The sequence below is a fragment of the Haloarcula nitratireducens genome, from assembly GCF_019599505.1.
Map to the genome: position 1 here is coordinate 345,971 of NZ_RKLT01000003.1, position 15,213 is coordinate 361,183.

Genomic DNA, 15,213 nt, shown 5'->3' on the forward strand with positions numbered 1-15,213 from the left:
GTCACTCGTCGGCCCACTCGCTCCGTTTTCGGTGGTCGGCGGCCACGGCCTGTACGTCGTCGGCGTCGAGCACCCCCCGTTCGGTTACGACCCGACTCACCGCGTCGGCGGACGTCACGTCGAAGGTGGGGTTGGCCACCGATAGATCCGCCTCGCCGTCGTACACCTCGGTCGCGTCGCGGGGTTCGAGGTCGTAGTCGACGGTCGGCGCGACCTTGTCGCTCGCCGCGACGACGAGGCAGTCGATACCCGCCGCGTCCGCGCCCAGGACCGCCGCGCGGGTCCCGACCTTGTTCACGACGCGGCCGTCCGGCAGGATACGGTCGGCCCCCACGATTAGGGCCTCGGCGTCCCACTCGGCGAGTTCGAAGGCGAGGGCGGCGTCCGTCGTCAGCGTCACGTCGGCGGCGTCGGCCAGCGACTCGGCGGCGCCGACCCCCTCTCGGCCGGGCCGGGACTCCGCGACCAACACCGCGTCGGGCCCTGATTCTTCGAGCGCCGCGCTGACCGTCCCCGACCGCGAGAGCGTCGCCACGCGTTCGGGAAGCAACTCGGCGGCGCGCTCGGCGGCCTCGCGGTCGGCGGCGACGGCGCGTTCGAGCCCCTCGCGGGCCGCCGTCTCGACCGCTTCCGGCGTCCGTCTCTCGCTCGCCTCGGACATCGCTCGGTCGACGCGGTTTCCGACGACCACCATCGACGGGCGGGCGTCGCGCAGCGTCCGCGCCAGTTCGGCGAGGGCGACCCAGTCGTCGCCGTCCCGTTCGCTCGTCTCCGGTTCGTCGCGTCGGCCGTCTCCGGCGAGCGCCCCCTCGTCGCGCAGCACCTCCAGCGCCCGCAGCGAGAGCCACGCCGACCCGTGGCTGTGGTCGTCCCGAACCGTCGCCACGCGGGGTCGAACCCGGTCGTAGGCCGCCCACAGGCGCGGCACCGTCTCGCGACGCAGGATTTCGGGCGGATGGACCCACGCCGTCTCGGCGACCTCCTCGTTGGGCGTCACCGCGCGCGACTCGCAGTCGAAGAGGTAGGGGTGGACCAGCCACCGGGTTCCGCGCTCCTCGTCTTCGACCGGAAACGGGTCGCCCGCGCGAACGAGCGTGACCGCCTCCCCCAGACCGGCCTCCTCGCGTATCTCGGCGCGGACGGCGGTCTCCGGCGGTCGGTCGTTTCCCTCGTCGTCAGCCACGTATCCCGAGACGCCGCCCCAGCGCCCGGCGTAGGAGCCGACTTCGTCGCTCCGGCGGAACAGCAGCACCTCGCCGTCGTTTCGGAGGAAGGCGGTGACGACGCCGCGTTCGTCCATACCCGAGAAACGGCCGGCGCGTCAATCAATCCACGGGCTACAGCGCGTCCAGCAGCACGTCTACGTCGTCCTCGGTGTTGAACGCGTGAACCGACGCCCGGACGGCCTCGGGATAGGGGAGGTGCCGGACGACGATTCCCTCCCGAGCGAGTCGCTCGGCGGTCGCTTCGGGGTCGTCGGCGGCGAAGGTGACTAATCCCGACTCGTAGCCGCGGGGGCTCAGCAGGCGGTCGCCCAGGCCGTCTTTCAGGCGGCCGGTCAGGCGTTCGACGCGGTTCTCGACGGTGTCGAGGCCGATCCCCTTGATGGTCTCGATGGCCTCCGCGAGGGCGACGTAGGGAGCCGGCGAGGTGGTCCCGACCTCGAATCGACGCGCGCCCTCGTGGTAGGCGTACGTCTCGGCGCTCGGGTCCTCGACGCTCCGATAGCCGATGCGGGTCTGTCGGAGGGTGTCGTGGGCGTCCGAGTCGACGTACAGCATGCCCGCGCCCCAGACGCCGAGCAGCCACTTGTGGCCCGCCGTCGCCACGAAGTCCGCGCCCCAGTCGGTCACGTTGACGGGGTGCTGTCCGACCGACTGGACGGCGTCGACGAACACCTGCGCCCCCGCGTCGTGGGCGACGTCGACCACCTCGGAGACCGGGAGCCGAGTGCCGTGAGACCACGTTAACGAACTCAGGAAGACCAGGCGAACGTCCTCGTCGACGGCGGCTTTCACGTCCGCCATGTCGAGTCGCCCGCCGTCGGTCTCGACGACGCGGACCTCGATATCGTGCGTGTCGGCGAGGCGGTCCCACGGGAGGGTCCCGGCGGGGTGTTCGAGGTCGGTGCGGACGACCACGTCGCCGGGCTGCCAGTCGATGGCTCCCGCGACGAGGTTGACGCCGTCGGCCGTGCTTCGCGTGAACGCCACGTCCTCGGATCGGGCACCGAGGTGGCCGCCGACCACCTCGCGGGCGGCGGTGAGCGCGTCGAACGCGACCTCGTAGGGGCCGTCGCCGGCCGGGGCCTCGAAGGCGTGCCGCTCCAGAAAGTCGGTCGCCGCGCCGACCACGTTGCGGGGACTCGGGCCGCTCGCGCCCGTGTTGAAGTACGTACACCGGTCCAGCGCGGGAATCGACGCGCGGAGCTCCGTCGGATCCATACGCACGCTACCGGGTCCCGGCCTCTTGAGGGCTGTGCGCGTTCTGGTCGTCGCCGTGGCGCTACAGCGCCGCACCGACGAACCCGCCGACGGCGACGCCCGCGAGCGCGGCGGCCAGCGTCCCGCCCGCGTACAGCGCCGCCTCCCGTTCGTGGCCGAGTTCGGCCAGCCGAACGGTCTCGAAGGCGAACGAGGAGAACGTCGTGAACGCCCCGCAGAAGCCGGTTCCGATGGCGAGGAGGACAGACTCGGAGACCGGTGCGGCGACGAGCGCCCCGAGCAGGACGCTCCCGCAGACGTTGACGAGTAGCGTGTCCGCCCGGTTCCGTTCGAGGCGCGCCCCGACGAGGTGGCGACCCAACGCGCCGGCCGTCCCGCCGAACCCGACGAGCAACAGCGGGTTCACGACAGCCACCTCGCGACGAGACGACCCAGCACGACGCCGGCGAAGGCGAGCGCGTAGTTGGCGGCGACGTTGGTCACGGCCAGCGCCGGAGCGAGTTCGCTCGTCTGGACGGCGAAGGTGCTGTAGGTCGTAAACGAGGAGAGAAAGCCGGTCCCGAGTACCAGTCGGGTCTCCGCCGAGAGGGCGTTCGCCAGGTGCGCCTCGTACAACAGGACGCCGAGCGCGAAGCTCCCGACGACGTTGACGACGAGCGTCCCGACGACGGCCCCGTCGAGAGCCGCTACCCCGGGGGTCGCGAGCGCGACCGAGCGGCGGAGCACCGCGCCGGCGAACCCGCCGACCGCGACGAGCAGCAGGGGTTCGACCCGCGAGAGGTCGTGTGAACCGGCCATTGTAGACCGCTCGCGGCGGCCGTACTCGGCAGTTCCGATGTGCGAGCGGTCCGCGGCGCGACGGCGCTGGGCGTCGGCCGCTCAGTCCTCGGCCGGCTCCGCGTTCGGCAGCGCCTCCAGCACTCGGGTGAGTCGCTCGCCGACGTCCTCGGCGATCGAGTCGATCGCGTCGTTGTCGGCGACCGATAACATCACCTGCGGGTCGACCGCGCTCACGCCGACGTCGCCGTCGTCGCGTTCGTAGACGATGACGTTACAGGGCAACAGCGCGCCGAGTTCCATCTCTTCCTGTAGGGCATCGTGAGCCAGCGACGGGTTACACGCACCGAGGATGCGATACTTTCGGAACTCCTCGTCGAGTTTCTTCTTCAGCGTCGCCTGTACGTCGATATCACAGAGGACGCCGAACCCCTCCTCGGCGAGCTCGTCTTCGACCGCGGCGACGGTGTCGTCGAACTCGCCGTCCACGCGGTAGCGAACCGTGTAGTTTGCCATACCGAGGCCGACGCGCCCCGGAGAGTAAAAACCTCGCCCGTCCCCGACTCACGGCTCGCCGGCGGCCGAGGCTCGCGGACTGTCGCCCCCGTGGGGCGTCCGTCGCTCGCGCACCTGCACGTGGTGCGTCGATTCGGTCACGTCGTCCACGACCAGCGCTTCGCCGGTCGCCGCCGGCAGCCGCTCGCCGAGACTCCCTGCCAGATACGTCGGTCTGGCGTCCGTTAGCGCGCTCACGTCCGCTTCGCCCGTCAGGCGATGGGCGAGCAACAGATCGGCCTGCGAGAGGGCGACGGCGGGGAGCGCGCTGGGCCGCTGGGTCGCCAGCCAGCAACTGACGCCCGGGTGACGGCCCCGAGTCAGCAGTCGGCGAAGCGCTCGCTCGGCGACGCCGTTCGTGAAGGCGTGGGCCTCGTCGACCAGCAGCCACGGGAGTCGTCGCGTCTCGTTCTCGATGCGGGCATCGTAGAGCGCGCTGGCGACGGCGGCGACCACCGCGTTCGCGGGCGCGGGGTCGATACCCGCGAGGTTCAGCACGGTGACGCCGCCGTCACAGAGCCCGTCGGCAGCCAACCCGTCGGCGACGAACACGTCCCAGGAGCGCGCCATCGCGAGGTGGTTGGCTGCCGCTCGACGCGTCTCCTCGGGAGCGTCTGCGTCCTCGATCCACTCACACATCCCCGGTAACGTCGTCTCCTCCGTCGCCGCCCGCCAGACGAGCGTGCCGGGGCCGCGCTCGGGGTCGAGACCGAGCAGCGCACACCACGCTCGCGGGTCGAGCGCGTCCGCTCGCACGCACGGGCGCACGACCCTCGCATCGATGGCGGCAGCGTCGGCGAGCGGCGCGAACGCCCCCATCGGGTCGGCGACGACCGGCGCGACGCCGGGCGCGGCGGCGAGACCCTCCGCGAGGACGCCCAGCGTGTACGTCTTGCCCGACCCGCGCTTGCCGACGACGACGCCGGCGTGTGGCGCGTCGAGGTCCAGCTCGACGCGCGCGCCGCGGCTCCCGTCCCGCGCCCGGTAGTGTCCGAGGTGTGCGGTCGGCCCCGCCGTTCGTTCGCGTCCGATGACGACCATAGCGGGGCTGGCCGCGCCTCCGCATTTGAACCCCCGCACGAGGGTTCAAGTACGGGTACGCGTCCACTCCGGGCCATGCGTGACTCACTGCGGTCGGACGAACGGGCCATCGAGGGGCTCCCGATACGACTCGTCATCGCGCTCGTCGTCGGCGTCGCCTGCCTGAGCGTGATGATGAGTACCATCTCGGGTATCGAGACGCTGCAAGTGACCGAAGTCGACGTCCAACCCCATCCGGAGGTGACGACGCCCGGACCGACCGACGTGACCGTCACCGTCGTCGACCCGGAGGGCGCGCCGGTCGCCGGCGCGACCGTCGTCGCGAAGAGCGGGACCGCGACGCTCTCGACCGTCGGGACGGCCGAGACCGGGTCGGGGGGCAACGCCACCCTCTCGCTGTCGCCGTCACTGGGCGCGAATCAGCAACAGGGGACCGTCGTCTTCGACGTGAAACCGCCCGCCAGCAGTAGCTATCAGGACAGTCGGTCGAACACGGACTTACTGGTGGTGAAAGGAAGCTAGCCGTCCCAGTCGATCCAGTTCTGTTCCCAGCCGGTTCGGGACTGGGCGTTTCGCCGGGCGTGCTCGCGGTCCTCGCGGTGGGTCCGGTTGCGCTCGATGGTGTCGGCTTGCTCGCCCTCGACCAACATTGGCTGGAAGGCGACGCTGCCGAGGCGCTGGGTCTCACCGTCGGAGTCGACGGTCGCCAGCGTCTGCTCGTTGGTGCCCAGCGGCATCACGAGGCGACCGTCCTCGGCCAGTTGCGAGCGTAACGCTCGCGGCGGTCTGACGGCGGCGGCCTCCAGCAGGATTCGGTCGTAGGGCGCGTACTCCGGCAGGCCCTCGGCCCCGTCCCGACGGTCGACGAGGACGCCCTCGTATCCCGCTTCCGCGAGGTTCGTCCGGGCGTCGATGACGAGGCGACGCGTGATGTCGATGGCCTGCACGTTGGCCTCGCCGACGTGTTCGGCGAGCACGGCGGCGGTGTAGCCGACGCCGGCCCCGACGACCAGCACGTCGTCGTCGGCGTCGGGGTCGAGCGCCTCCAGCAGGCGGGCGGCGGTGCTGGGCGAGAGGACGCGGGTACCGAGTCGCTCGAAGGGACGATCGGAGTAGGCCTGTTGCTCGCCGACGAACGCCTCTCTCGGGACCGACCGCATCGCCGCTGACAGCCACGTACTCCGGACGACACCCTTGCTCTCGTGTTGCAGGCTGTCGACCATGTCGCCGCGCAGTACCGCCGGATCCATATCCGAGGTTCCCGCCGGAGCTATATGAATGACGCGGCCGCCGTCGCTCGGTCGGGTCCCGTCATTGCAGGGGTACGAACCGCACCGCGCCGTGTTTCTCCCGTTCGAGCGACCCGTCGGCCCGGCGGCGAGCGCTGACGAGTACTTGCCTGCGACCGGTCCCGATGGGGGCCAGCAGCACGCCGCCGGGTCGGACCTGTTCGACCACGGCGTCGGGGAACTCCGGCGCGGCACACGTCAGGTACGCGCGGTCGTACGGCGCGTGGTCGGCCCACCCCTGTTTGCCGTCGCCGGCGCGGACCGAGACGCCGCCGTAGCCGGTCTCGGCGAGCGTCTCGCGGGCCTCCTCGGCGAGGTCAGCGTGGTACTCGACGCTGTAGACGTTCTCGGGGCCGACCAGTTCGGCGGTGACGGCGGCGTGATAGCCACAGCCGGTCCCGACTTCGAGGACGCGGTCGCCCGCTTCGAGCGAGAGCCGGTCGGCCATCATCGCGACCATGTGCGGGGCCGAGATGGTCTGGTCTCGCCCGATGGGGAGCGGCCGGTCGTCGTACGCGCCGTCTCTGACACGCTCGGGGACGAATCGGTGTCGCGGGACTGCGGCGACCGCCGAGCAGACTCGTTCGCCGAGGTCGTACTCCTCGCGGAGGCGCTCGACCAGCGCCGTCCGCTCGCGGTCCCGGTCGGTCATCTCACCAGGCAGACCACGCCGTCGAGGACTCGTCGCGGACGTACAACCGGTTGATGTCCTTCGCCACGGCGCTGTCCCCCTCGAAGTCCATCTTCCCGTGGTCGTAGCCGTGGGCGTCGTCGCGGACGTGGATGCCCTCGACCGTGAACTCCTCGTCGCCGAACTCCTCGGTCTCGCCGACGACGAAGTCGTAGTCGCCCGGCACCTGCAGTTTGAAGCTCTCGGTCTCGTCGTGGCGGCCGTCCTTCGGGTGCATCGTGACGTTGACCGCGACGTTCCCGACGGCCCGGGACCAGATGGTGTCGACGTCGCCGACGAGGGCCTCCTCGGCGCGGCCCTCGTCGGTCTCCAGACTGGTGATGCGCACCGTCATGACGGCTTCCTCGGTCTCTAAGAGGAACTCCTCGCCGACGGCGAGGTCCTCGTCGTCGGGGACGTCGACCTGCGCGGTGAACGATTCGCCGTCCTGCGAGACGACGACGTCGCGCGGGACGGTGTCGTCGTCTGGTAACTGTTCCTTGTGAACGTGGCCGCAGTCGGTACAGCGGACGGTGACCTGTCCACCGGGTTTGAGCACCTCGTGGACGGTCTCTAGGTCCGGCGAACAGGCCGGACAGGGGAGCGCGACGCGCTCTCCGGACGTAGCGTCGGTCATACGGGAGCGTTGACGGGCCGGGCGTAAATGGTCGTCGGCACGCGCTCGCCCCGCCCGAGACGACGGTTGAGGCCTTCGCTGGCGTCGACGGGATATGCGCCTCGACAGACAGACAGACCGTCCTCGTCTCAGTCCTCCTCGTCGCGCTGACGGCCCTCGCCGGCGTCGCCCTCTATCCGCGACTGCCCGCCGAGATGGCGATCCATTTCTCGGCGTCGGGGACGCCCGATAACTTCGTCTCGAAGGCGGTCGCGGTCGCGTTGCTGCCCACCATCATGCTCGCGACGCTGTGTATCATCGAGGTCGCGATGCGCACAGACCCGCCCGACGACCCGCGTACGGCTGCCGTCGTCACCGTCGCCACGACGGCGCTCATGGCGGCCGTCCACGGACTGATCCTCGCGTGGAACCTCGGCTATCCGGTCCCGTTCGACCTCGTTCTCCTCGGCGTGGCCGTCTGGACGGTCGGCGTCTGCGGCTACGCGATTCGCCGCGAGGGGTTGAGTCTCGGTTGACGCTCACTCGCCGCGAGGAAGCTCCACTTCCGCACCGTCTGCGTAGACCGTGGGTTCCCGCAGGATGCCGTCCAGATGGATGGGAGCGTGGGTGTCGCCGCCGATGGCGTGGTCGTCGCCGATGGCGATGTGGACGGTGCCGCCCGCCTTCTCGTCTAAGAGGACCGATCCGACCAGTTCGGTGACGGCAACGTTGGTGCCGATGCCCAGCTCCGCGAGGTTGTAGGCGTCCCGCCCGACTTCCTCGGCGGCCGTCTCGATCTGTCCGCGGATCTCGTCGTCGCCGACGTCGGTGACGTAGCCGTCCTCGACCTCGAAGGTGAGTTCGAGACCGTCGAGTTTCCCGTGGGGGCGCATCGTCCCGTCGACGACGAAGGTGCCGTCGGCCGTCTCCGGGGCGAGGAACACCTCGCCCGCGGGGAGGTTCGACATCGCGCCCGGCTCGTGGACGATGCCCGTATCGAGGTTCCACTCCCGCGAGCCGACGCCGAAGGTGATGTCGGTGCCCTGCGGCGAGGTGACGCGGATCTCCTCGGCTCCCTCGACCTGTGCGAGGACGTCCTCGCAGTGCTGTCTGATAGCTTCGTAGTCGGCGTCTAACCCCATCAAGAAGACCGCCTCGGTGATGCCCGGGAGCGTGGCGACGCGAGCGCCGGCGGCGGTGGCCTCGCTTCTGGCCTCCGTGTGGGTCAGGCTCTTCGTCGTCGGTGCGAGCACCACGTCGGCGGCCTTCATCGCGCCGGCGACCGGAGCCGGCGGTTCCTCGCCGTGCTGGTTCCCCGGCGGGTAGCGCAGAAAGACGGTGTCGTCGGTTATCTCGCCGGCGACGCGGTAGAGCGCCTCTCCGATGGCCTTTCGTTTGTCGTCGGTGACGATCGCGCAGGACTCGTCGGCCCGTAAGTTCATGCACTGTTCGATCGCCGTCTCGGCCGGCGCGCGAAGCGAGGAGTCGTCCATATCACCGCGTCGGTCCCCCGTCGGATTAACTCTTCGTGGCCCGCCGTCTGTCCGCCGTGTGCGGGTTGATAGCACGGTTTTCGGTGAGAAGAGTACAACTATCCGAGTTAATTTCTATCTCTATCTACCGCAAAGAATATACTCCGGCCGCGAGAACAGAGGTGTATGCTCCACGTGGGCATCAACGGCTTCGGCACCATCGGCAAGCGAGTCGCCGACGCGGTGCGCACACAGCCGGATATGACTGTCGCTGGCGTCGCCAAACGGTCCCCGAACTTCGAAGCGACCATCGCACATGACCGCGGATACAACCTCTACGCTGCAGACGGGCAGGCCCCGTTCGACGGTGCCGGACTGACGACCGCCGGGACGGTCCACGACATGGTCGAAGCCAGCGACGTCGTCGTCGATACGACGCCGGGCGGCGTCGGTGCGACCAACGCCTCGCTGTACGAGGAACACGACACGCCCGCCATCTTCCAGGGCGGCGAGGACCCCGACGTGGCCGACGTGAGTTTCAACGCCCGCGCGAACTACGACGCCGCGGTCGGTGCCGACACCGCTCGCGTGGTCTCCTGTAACACGACCGGGCTCTCGCGTCTGCTCGCGCCGCTCCGGGAGAACTACGGCGTCGAGAAGGCCCGCATCACGCTCGTCCGCCGGGGCGGCGACCCCGGCCAGACGTCGCGCGGTCCGATTAACGACACGCTGCCGGACCCCGTCGAGATTCCGTCGCACCACGGTCCCGATGTCCAGACCGTCTTCCCCGACCTCGACATCGACACGATGGGGATGAAGGTGCCGACGACGCAGATGCACACCCACAGCGTCAACGTCACGCTCGACTCCGAACCGTCCGCCGACGAGGTTCTGGACCTGCTCGGCCGGGAGACGCGGCTGTTCCTCGTCCCGGAGACGCTCGGTATCGACGGCGCGGGCAAAATCAAGGAGTACACTCGCGACGCCGGCCGCCCGCGCGGCGACGTCTGGGAGAACTGCATCTGGGCCGAGTCGGTCACCGTCGAGGGCCGAGACCTCTATCTGTTCCAGGCCATCCACCAGGAGGCCGACGTGGTGCCGGAGAACATCGACGCCGTGCGCGCGCTCTCGGAGCGGACCGCGAGCGCCGAGCAGAGCATCGAGCGCACCAACGACGCCCTCGGCGTCGGCCGCGGCCTCGTCCAACACGAGGGGGAGATCCGCCGCGCAGACAGCATCGCCGACGACTGAGCCGCGTCGGTCTCGACTTCGGTTCTCGCGCCGCCGTTCGGTCTACTCCAGTTCGCGAAAGGTCACGTCACCGCTATCGGTGTCCAGCGTCGCCACCGAGAAGTCGTCGGGAGCCGGCGGAATACCGATGCCGCCGGGGTTGATCCGCGTCGTCCCCTCGTACTCCTCGGTCCCCCGGTCGTGGGTGTGGCCGGTGAACACGTAGTCGTAGGTCCCACACTCGACGAGGGCGTCCACGATGGCACCGCTCGTCCCGTGGTAGACGGCCACCTCGGCACCGTCGAGGGTAAGCTCGCCCATCTCGCCCATGTACGTCCCGAACTCCTCGACCGCCGACTGGAGATCCCACTCGCCGTCGTTGTTGCCCCGGACGGCGTAGAACTCCCAGTCGCCGTCCCACGGCGTCGCGGAGAACGGGGCGACGAAGTCCCCGCAGTGGACGACCGTCTCGACGCCGGCGTCGGCGAAGGTGTCGACGGCGGCGTCGACTAACCCGGTGTTGTCGTGCGTATCTGAGACGATTCCGACCTGCATGGACGGGCGTTCAGTCGGCGGTCACAAGAACGTACTCCCTGCACCGGGGACCGGCCCGTATCAGTCGTCGGCGGCCGCCGGCGACCGCTGCCCGTCGGCGGTGGCCGACCGCCGCGCTCGGACGTAGTCGGTGAAGTTCTCGAAGAGGCGCTTGGTGTCACAGGCCGCCCGGTAGTTCTCCTCGGTGATGCCGTCTAAGACGCCCCGGATCCGCTCGTCGGGGAGGTCCTTCCCCCTCGTCACCGACTCGGCGGTCTCGGGGTCGTACTCGGGGTGGAACTGCACGGCGAAGACGTCCCCCTTCCGGAAGCCGTGGACGCCGTAGTCGTTCTCGGCGAACCGCTCGGCCCCCGGCGGGAGTTCGGCGACGTGGTCGGAGTGGGTCGTAAACGCGGTGAAGGACTCCGAGACGCCGTCGAGGAGCGGATTCTCCCCGTCGTGCTCGATAGTTCGATAGCCGATCTCGTACTCGTCCATCGGTTCGACGCGGCCGTCGAGCGCCTGCGCGAGAAGTTGGTGACCGAAACAGACCCCCAACGCCGGCAGTCCGCGGTCGACGGCGTCGCGGACCCACGTTTCGAGGTCGGTGATCCACTCTTCGTCCCAGTAGGCCGACGCGCGCGAACCCGTGACGATACAGGCGTCGAACGCGAAGGAGTCGGGCAGTTCGCGTTCGGTGACGTCGTACTCCACGAGGTCGGCGTCGAGTTCCCGCCGGAAGTTCCGCCGGTTGTCCTCGCCGTCGTGGGCCGCGTTCAGTAGCGCTATGCGCAGACTCATCGGTCCAAGCAAATCTATCGAGGGTGATAAGTCTTCTATCTCCGCGAAGTTCTGCCGCTCACTCGGTCGCCGACCGGAGGCCGACCAGCGCGAGCGTCCCGTACCCGACCGCGACGGCCGCGAGCCCCGGCCGCCACGTCGTCAGGAACCACGGGACCGCGAGGCCATAGGCCAGACCCAGTAGACCGCCGGTCGCCGTTCGGACCGCGTTTTTCCCGCGGCGGTCGGTAAGCGTCGTGAGCGCCCAGTCGACGAGCGCCGGGAGCGGTCCGAGCGCGACGACGGGGAACCACGCGCCGGGAGCGACGCCAAGGAGGAAAGCGACGACGCCGAGAGCGATGCCGGGATAGACGCCCGAGCAGCGCGCACAGAGGTGAACCGTCCGTCCGGCGACGGGCAGGCGGTGACACCGGTAGTGCTCGTCGGGGGTGTGATGCGAGAGGAGGTACGGGGCCGTCGCGGCGAGCCCGCGTCGCAGTTCGCGGCGGCGCGACATCTCAGTCCCGGTCGACGTACTGGCGCTGGAACTCCTCGTCGGTCTTGGTCAGATAGATGATGCCCTCGACGATTCCGGCGATGCCGGGCAGCCCGGTCCAGAAGAGACAGAGGTAGAGGACGCCGAACGTCGTGTTACCCAGATAGAAGTGGTGGACGCCGAAACTCCCCAACAGGAGCGCGAAGATGCCCGCGGTGACGCGGTCCTTCTCGCTGGTCGCGGCGGTCGTCGCACTCGCGCCGACGCCGCCCTGTGACGCGCCACAGTCGGGGCAGAAGTTGGCGCTCGCGTCGATTACCGTGCCACAGGACCGGCAGTACTTCTCTCCCGGTTCCGCCGTCTCGCCGACCGCCGACGCGTCGGCGTCGGCATCGCTGTCCGTATCGGCGTCAGTGTCGCTGTCGGTATCGGCGTCGTACTCGGCCATCTCGTCTCCGGGCGAGTCGAACGGGTCGTCCTCGTCCGAACCCCGGCCGTCCGACGGCCGGTCGTCGTCCGTCTCGTCGTCTCGCGGGGGCATACACCGGTCAATCGACGTGCCCGGCGGTTAAAACTCGGGGTCGGCGTGTTCGTCCAGAAACGCCGTCAAACGGTCCGTGACGGCCGCCGCGTGTTCGACGTAACAACAGTGACGACCCTCGACGGCCGTGGCGGTCCCCCGCGGGAGGTCCGCGGCCAGCGACTCGGCGGCGTCGGTCGGGACCACCGAGTCCTCGACGCCGTAGTAGAGTTCCGTCGGTTGCGTGATCTCGTACAGCGGCGGCGCGTCGAAGTCGGTCATCGCCGCGGCCTGCGCCGCGAAGGCGTCGCCCGTGGCGTCCTCTCCGCGTCGCCACTCGGTGATCCGCTCGACGAGGGCCGGGTCGGCCTCGCGGAAGGCCGGCGAGAACGCGCCGTCGAGCGAGGCCGTCTCGCCCGCGTCCAGCGAGAGCGAGCGCAGTGCGTCCGCGTCTACGTCGCCGCCCGACGCGGCGGTGCAGTAGAGCGTCAGCGTCCGCGCGCGGCCGTACTCGTGGGCGTACCGGAGCGCGACCATCCCGCCGAGTCCCGCGCCGACGAGGTGGACGCGTCCGACGCCGCGGTCCGCGAGGACGGCGTCGAGGTCGGCGGCGAGAGTCTCCACGTCGTACGGGCCGGTCGGCGCGTCCGAGTCGCCGGTCCCCCGCAGGTCCCAGACCAGCGTCTCGAAGGGGCCGGAGAGCGCCTCGTAGTGCCATCCCCAGAGCCACGCGCCGTAGCCCGCGTCGCCGACGAACGCCACCGTGGGGCCGTCGCCGTCGGTCTCGTAGCGGAGCGACACGCCCTGATTCGTTACGGTCGGCATCGCTCGACGATTACCCCGGCGGCGGCGTGGCTCTTTCGGTCGGAACCGCTTAACAGGGTCCAGTGTGAAGCGGTACCAGACTCGTGTCAGCCGCAACGTCACTCGTCGGTGCCGTGGTCCTCGTCGCCGGCCTCGGCGTCACGGCGCAGCTCGTCGCCGACCGGCTGCAGGTCCCGAGCGTCGCGTTCCTGCTCGTCGCGGGCGTCGTGGTCGGTCCGCAGGGGTTCGGCGTCGTCCGCCCGGAGCTGTTCGGCGAGGCCGGCCTGCAGGCCATCGTCGGTCTCAGCGTCGGCATCATCGTCTTCGAGGGGGCCTTCCACCTCACGGCCGACCGAGTGCGGGAGGCCTCCCGGGAGGCGCTCGGCCTCGTCACGGTCGGCGCGCTGGTCGCGCTCGTCGGCACTACGCTCGCCGTCCGCCTCGTCTTCGGGTCGGCGTGGCCGGTGGCGCTCTTGGTCGGGTCGCTGCTGGTGGCGACCGGCCCGACGGTCGTCACGCCCATCATGCAGGTGGTGCCGGTCAGAGACCGGGTCGCCGCGGCCTTAGAGACGGAGGGGATCATCAACGACGTCATCGCGGCCATCCTCGCGGTCGCCACCTTCGAGTTCGTCACCACCGCGGCGTCGCCGCTGGTGGTCGTCGAGGCGTTCGTCGCGCGGCTCGCGGTCGGTATCGGCGTCGGCGTCGCGGTCGGCGGGCTCGCCGCGCTCTTGCTCCGTCGGCTGTCGCTCTCGCGGGACAACGCGCCCCAGAACGCCCGGCTGGTCGTCCTGACGGCCGCGCTCGTGGCCTTCGCCGTCGCCAACGCGTGGCTCACCGAGGCGGGCATCGCGGCGGCGGCCGCGGCCGGCCTCGTCCTCGGGAACGCCGACATCCCCCACGAGGACGTGGTCGCGGAGTTCAAGGGCGGCGTCACGGCGTTCGTCCTCTCGTTCGTCTTCGTCGTCCTCGCGGCGCTGCTCTCGATAGACGACCTGCGCGCGCTCGGCGTCGGCGGGTTGCTCGTCGTCGTGGCCGTCGTCGCGCTCGTGCGCCTACCCGGCGCGTTCCTCTCGACGGTCGGCGGGTCGATGACCAGAAACGAGCGGCTGTTCGTCGGTCTCGTCGGACCGCGCGGCATCGTCCCGGCCAGCGTCGCCACGCTGTTCGCCATCGAGCTGCGGCCGACGAACCCCGAGGCTGCGACGGTGCTGGTCGGGACAGTCTTCTCGGTCATCTTCGCGACCGTCATGTTTCAAGCCGGTCTGGCCCGTCACCTCGCACAGGCGCTCGATATCGTGCCAACCACCACACTCATCGTCGGCGCCGGCCGCGTCGGCACAGAGCTCGCGGACCGCTTCGAGGCCCGCGGCGAGGAGGCCGTCCTCGTCGACCGCGACTCGGCCGCCGTCGAACGAGCGCGCGCTGAAGGCCACCGCGTGGTCCACGGCGACGCGACGGACACCGCGACGCTCGACGCCGCCGACGCCGACCGCGCGGGCGTCGTCGTCGCCGCGACGGCCGACGACGACGTGAACCTGCTGGTCGCCCAGCTCGCGGCGACCCGCTTCGACGTGGACAACGTCGTCGCGCGGGCGAACCAGCCGGACAACCTCGCGGCGTTCGAAGACTTGGACGTCGAACCGATCTCGGCCGGGTTCGCGGTCGCCGACGCCATCGACGACGCCATCGAGCGGCCCGCGCTGAGCCACTGGCTCGCCGACGCCACCCGGACCGGCGACGTCCTCGAAGTCGAACTGCGGAACGACGCGCTCGTCGGCCGGTCCGTCGAAGCGGTCACGGCCGACCTCCCCGACGGCTCGCTGGTGGCGATGGTGAGCCGAGACGGACAGGACCGGGTCCCCGACGGCGAGTTCACGCTCGACGAGGGCGACCACCTCACGCTCGTCTGTGAGACCAACGACGCGATGCGGACCGCGCGGAAGCTGTGTCAGGGGGAGTGAGAACTCGCAGCGGAAATCGGG

19 protein-coding genes are annotated in these 15,213 nt (G+C 70.1%); 4 read left to right on the forward strand and 15 right to left on the reverse strand.

What is annotated here, in order from left to right:
- Window position 1: 1 nt before the first annotated feature.
- The 6 genes from EGH23_RS11740 to EGH23_RS11765 all read right to left on the reverse strand — a co-directional run bounded on the left by EGH23_RS11740 (window position 2) and on the right by EGH23_RS11765 (window position 4,817).
- Window positions 2-1,300, reverse strand: coding sequence for an eIF2B alpha/beta/delta subunit family protein (locus tag EGH23_RS11740; protein ID WP_220580180.1), 1,299 nt, complete (start codon window positions 1,298-1,300; stop codon window positions 2-4).
- A 37-nt stretch (window positions 1,301-1,337) separates the two neighbouring features.
- On the reverse strand, window positions 1,338-2,444 hold the full coding sequence (locus EGH23_RS11745) for an aminotransferase class V-fold PLP-dependent enzyme (RefSeq protein ID WP_220580181.1): 1,107 nt from the start codon (window positions 2,442-2,444) through the stop codon (window positions 1,338-1,340).
- 61 nt (window positions 2,445-2,505) lie between these two features.
- Complete coding sequence (locus EGH23_RS11750; protein WP_220580182.1) at window positions 2,506-2,850, reverse strand: fluoride efflux transporter FluC; 345 nt, start codon at window positions 2,848-2,850, stop codon at window positions 2,506-2,508.
- Window positions 2,847-3,242 (reverse strand): CrcB family protein, encoded by a 396-nt coding sequence (locus tag EGH23_RS11755; protein ID WP_220580183.1) that lies wholly within the window; start codon window positions 3,240-3,242, stop codon window positions 2,847-2,849. The genes EGH23_RS11750 and EGH23_RS11755 overlap by 4 nt, the downstream gene beginning before the upstream one ends.
- A gap of 81 nt (window positions 3,243-3,323) precedes the next feature.
- Window positions 3,324-3,737, reverse strand: a complete 414-nt coding sequence (locus EGH23_RS11760; RefSeq protein ID WP_220580184.1) for a DUF302 domain-containing protein — start codon at window positions 3,735-3,737, stop codon at window positions 3,324-3,326.
- A 48-nt stretch (window positions 3,738-3,785) separates the two neighbouring features.
- Window positions 3,786-4,817: an ATP-binding protein gene (locus EGH23_RS11765; protein ID WP_220580185.1), complete on the reverse strand. Its 1,032-nt coding sequence runs from the start codon at window positions 4,815-4,817 to the stop codon at window positions 3,786-3,788.
- A gap of 75 nt (window positions 4,818-4,892) precedes the next feature.
- Here EGH23_RS11765 and EGH23_RS11770 point away from each other — a divergent pair, with 75 nt between their 5' ends.
- Window positions 4,893-5,339, forward strand: coding sequence for a DUF7382 domain-containing protein (locus EGH23_RS11770; protein WP_220580186.1), 447 nt, complete (start codon window positions 4,893-4,895; stop codon window positions 5,337-5,339).
- Here the strand turns inward: EGH23_RS11770 and EGH23_RS11775 are convergent.
- The 3 genes from EGH23_RS11775 to EGH23_RS11785 form a co-directional block, all read right to left on the reverse strand.
- On the reverse strand, window positions 5,336-6,067 hold the full coding sequence (locus EGH23_RS11775; RefSeq protein ID WP_220580187.1) for a protein-L-isoaspartate O-methyltransferase family protein: 732 nt from the start codon (window positions 6,065-6,067) through the stop codon (window positions 5,336-5,338). The genes EGH23_RS11770 and EGH23_RS11775 overlap by 4 nt on opposite strands.
- A 61-nt stretch (window positions 6,068-6,128) precedes the next feature.
- On the reverse strand, window positions 6,129-6,758 hold the full coding sequence (locus tag EGH23_RS11780; protein ID WP_220580188.1) for a protein-L-isoaspartate(D-aspartate) O-methyltransferase: 630 nt from the start codon (window positions 6,756-6,758) through the stop codon (window positions 6,129-6,131).
- A gap of 1 nt (window position 6,759) precedes the next feature.
- On the reverse strand, window positions 6,760-7,413 hold the full coding sequence (locus tag EGH23_RS11785; protein WP_220580189.1) for an HVO_0476 family zinc finger protein: 654 nt from the start codon (window positions 7,411-7,413) through the stop codon (window positions 6,760-6,762).
- Between the two features lie 146 nt (window positions 7,414-7,559).
- Here EGH23_RS11785 and EGH23_RS11790 point away from each other — a divergent pair, with 146 nt between their 5' ends.
- Window positions 7,560-7,928: a DUF1648 domain-containing protein gene (locus tag EGH23_RS11790; RefSeq protein WP_268899441.1), complete on the forward strand. Its 369-nt coding sequence runs from the start codon at window positions 7,560-7,562 to the stop codon at window positions 7,926-7,928.
- A gap of 3 nt (window positions 7,929-7,931) precedes the next feature.
- On the opposite strand, the gene EGH23_RS11795 is transcribed toward EGH23_RS11790, so the two are convergent.
- The gene (locus EGH23_RS11795; RefSeq protein ID WP_220580190.1) at window positions 7,932-8,885 is read right to left on the reverse strand and encodes an aminopeptidase; all 954 of its coding nucleotides are present in this window, start codon (window positions 8,883-8,885) and stop codon (window positions 7,932-7,934) included.
- 165 nt (window positions 8,886-9,050) lie between these two features.
- Between EGH23_RS11795 and EGH23_RS11800 the strand changes: the two genes are divergently transcribed.
- Window positions 9,051-10,115, forward strand: coding sequence for a type II glyceraldehyde-3-phosphate dehydrogenase (locus tag EGH23_RS11800; protein ID WP_220580191.1), 1,065 nt, complete (start codon window positions 9,051-9,053; stop codon window positions 10,113-10,115).
- Window positions 10,116-10,157: 42 nt separating this feature from the next.
- Here EGH23_RS11800 and EGH23_RS11805 read toward each other — a convergent pair whose 3' ends face one another.
- Genes EGH23_RS11805 through EGH23_RS11825 form a run of 5 tightly spaced genes read right to left on the reverse strand, consistent with a single transcriptional unit; the run spans window position 10,158 to window position 13,249 of the window.
- Window positions 10,158-10,649 (reverse strand): metallophosphoesterase, encoded by a 492-nt coding sequence (locus EGH23_RS11805; RefSeq protein WP_220580192.1) that lies wholly within the window; start codon window positions 10,647-10,649, stop codon window positions 10,158-10,160.
- A 60-nt stretch (window positions 10,650-10,709) separates the two neighbouring features.
- On the reverse strand, window positions 10,710-11,429 hold the full coding sequence (locus tag EGH23_RS11810) for a type 1 glutamine amidotransferase (RefSeq protein WP_220580193.1): 720 nt from the start codon (window positions 11,427-11,429) through the stop codon (window positions 10,710-10,712).
- Between the two features lie 58 nt (window positions 11,430-11,487).
- Window positions 11,488-11,925: a DUF2085 domain-containing protein gene (locus tag EGH23_RS11815; protein WP_220580194.1), complete on the reverse strand. Its 438-nt coding sequence runs from the start codon at window positions 11,923-11,925 to the stop codon at window positions 11,488-11,490.
- A gap of 1 nt (window position 11,926) precedes the next feature.
- Window positions 11,927-12,445, reverse strand: a complete 519-nt coding sequence (locus tag EGH23_RS11820) for an NINE protein (RefSeq protein ID WP_220580195.1) — start codon at window positions 12,443-12,445, stop codon at window positions 11,927-11,929.
- A gap of 27 nt (window positions 12,446-12,472) precedes the next feature.
- A complete protein-coding gene (locus tag EGH23_RS11825; RefSeq protein WP_220580196.1) occupies window positions 12,473-13,249 on the reverse strand; it encodes an alpha/beta fold hydrolase in 777 nt (258 codons plus the stop codon).
- Window positions 13,250-13,332: 83 nt separating this feature from the next.
- On the opposite strand from EGH23_RS11825, the gene EGH23_RS11830 reads away from it, so the two are divergent.
- Window positions 13,333-15,192 (forward strand): cation:proton antiporter domain-containing protein, encoded by a 1,860-nt coding sequence (locus tag EGH23_RS11830; protein WP_220580197.1) that lies wholly within the window; start codon window positions 13,333-13,335, stop codon window positions 15,190-15,192.
- Window positions 15,193-15,213: the final 21 nt, after the last annotated feature.

Excerpts from the sequence above, each read along its gene's own strand:
- EGH23_RS11755 (WP_220580183.1), bottom strand. The coding sequence starts at position 3,242 with ATGGCCGGTTCACACGACCTCTCGCGGGTCGAACCCCTGCTGCTCGTC.
- EGH23_RS11805 (WP_220580192.1), bottom strand. The coding sequence starts at position 10,649 with ATGCAGGTCGGAATCGTCTCAGATACGCACGACAACACCGGGTTAGTC.
- EGH23_RS11785 (WP_220580189.1), bottom strand. The coding sequence starts at position 7,413 with ATGACCGACGCTACGTCCGGAGAGCGCGTCGCGCTCCCCTGTCCGGCC.
- EGH23_RS11800 (WP_220580191.1), top strand. The coding sequence starts at position 9,051 with ATGCTCCACGTGGGCATCAACGGCTTCGGCACCATCGGCAAGCGAGTC.
- EGH23_RS11795 (WP_220580190.1), bottom strand. The coding sequence starts at position 8,885 with ATGGACGACTCCTCGCTTCGCGCGCCGGCCGAGACGGCGATCGAACAG.
- EGH23_RS11820 (WP_220580195.1), bottom strand. The coding sequence starts at position 12,445 with ATGCCCCCGCGAGACGACGAGACGGACGACGACCGGCCGTCGGACGGC.
- EGH23_RS11745 (WP_220580181.1), bottom strand. The coding sequence starts at position 2,444 with ATGGATCCGACGGAGCTCCGCGCGTCGATTCCCGCGCTGGACCGGTGT.
- EGH23_RS11765 (WP_220580185.1), bottom strand. The coding sequence starts at position 4,817 with ATGGTCGTCATCGGACGCGAACGAACGGCGGGGCCGACCGCACACCTC.
- EGH23_RS11810 (WP_220580193.1), bottom strand. The coding sequence starts at position 11,429 with ATGAGTCTGCGCATAGCGCTACTGAACGCGGCCCACGACGGCGAGGAC.
- EGH23_RS11760 (WP_220580184.1), bottom strand. The coding sequence starts at position 3,737 with ATGGCAAACTACACGGTTCGCTACCGCGTGGACGGCGAGTTCGACGAC.
- EGH23_RS11815 (WP_220580194.1), bottom strand. The coding sequence starts at position 11,925 with ATGTCGCGCCGCCGCGAACTGCGACGCGGGCTCGCCGCGACGGCCCCG.
- EGH23_RS11780 (WP_220580188.1), bottom strand. The coding sequence starts at position 6,758 with ATGACCGACCGGGACCGCGAGCGGACGGCGCTGGTCGAGCGCCTCCGC.
- EGH23_RS11740 (WP_220580180.1), bottom strand. The coding sequence starts at position 1,300 with ATGGACGAACGCGGCGTCGTCACCGCCTTCCTCCGAAACGACGGCGAG.
- EGH23_RS11770 (WP_220580186.1), top strand. The coding sequence starts at position 4,893 with ATGCGTGACTCACTGCGGTCGGACGAACGGGCCATCGAGGGGCTCCCG.
- EGH23_RS11775 (WP_220580187.1), bottom strand. The coding sequence starts at position 6,067 with ATGGATCCGGCGGTACTGCGCGGCGACATGGTCGACAGCCTGCAACAC.
- EGH23_RS11825 (WP_220580196.1), bottom strand. The coding sequence starts at position 13,249 with ATGCCGACCGTAACGAATCAGGGCGTGTCGCTCCGCTACGAGACCGAC.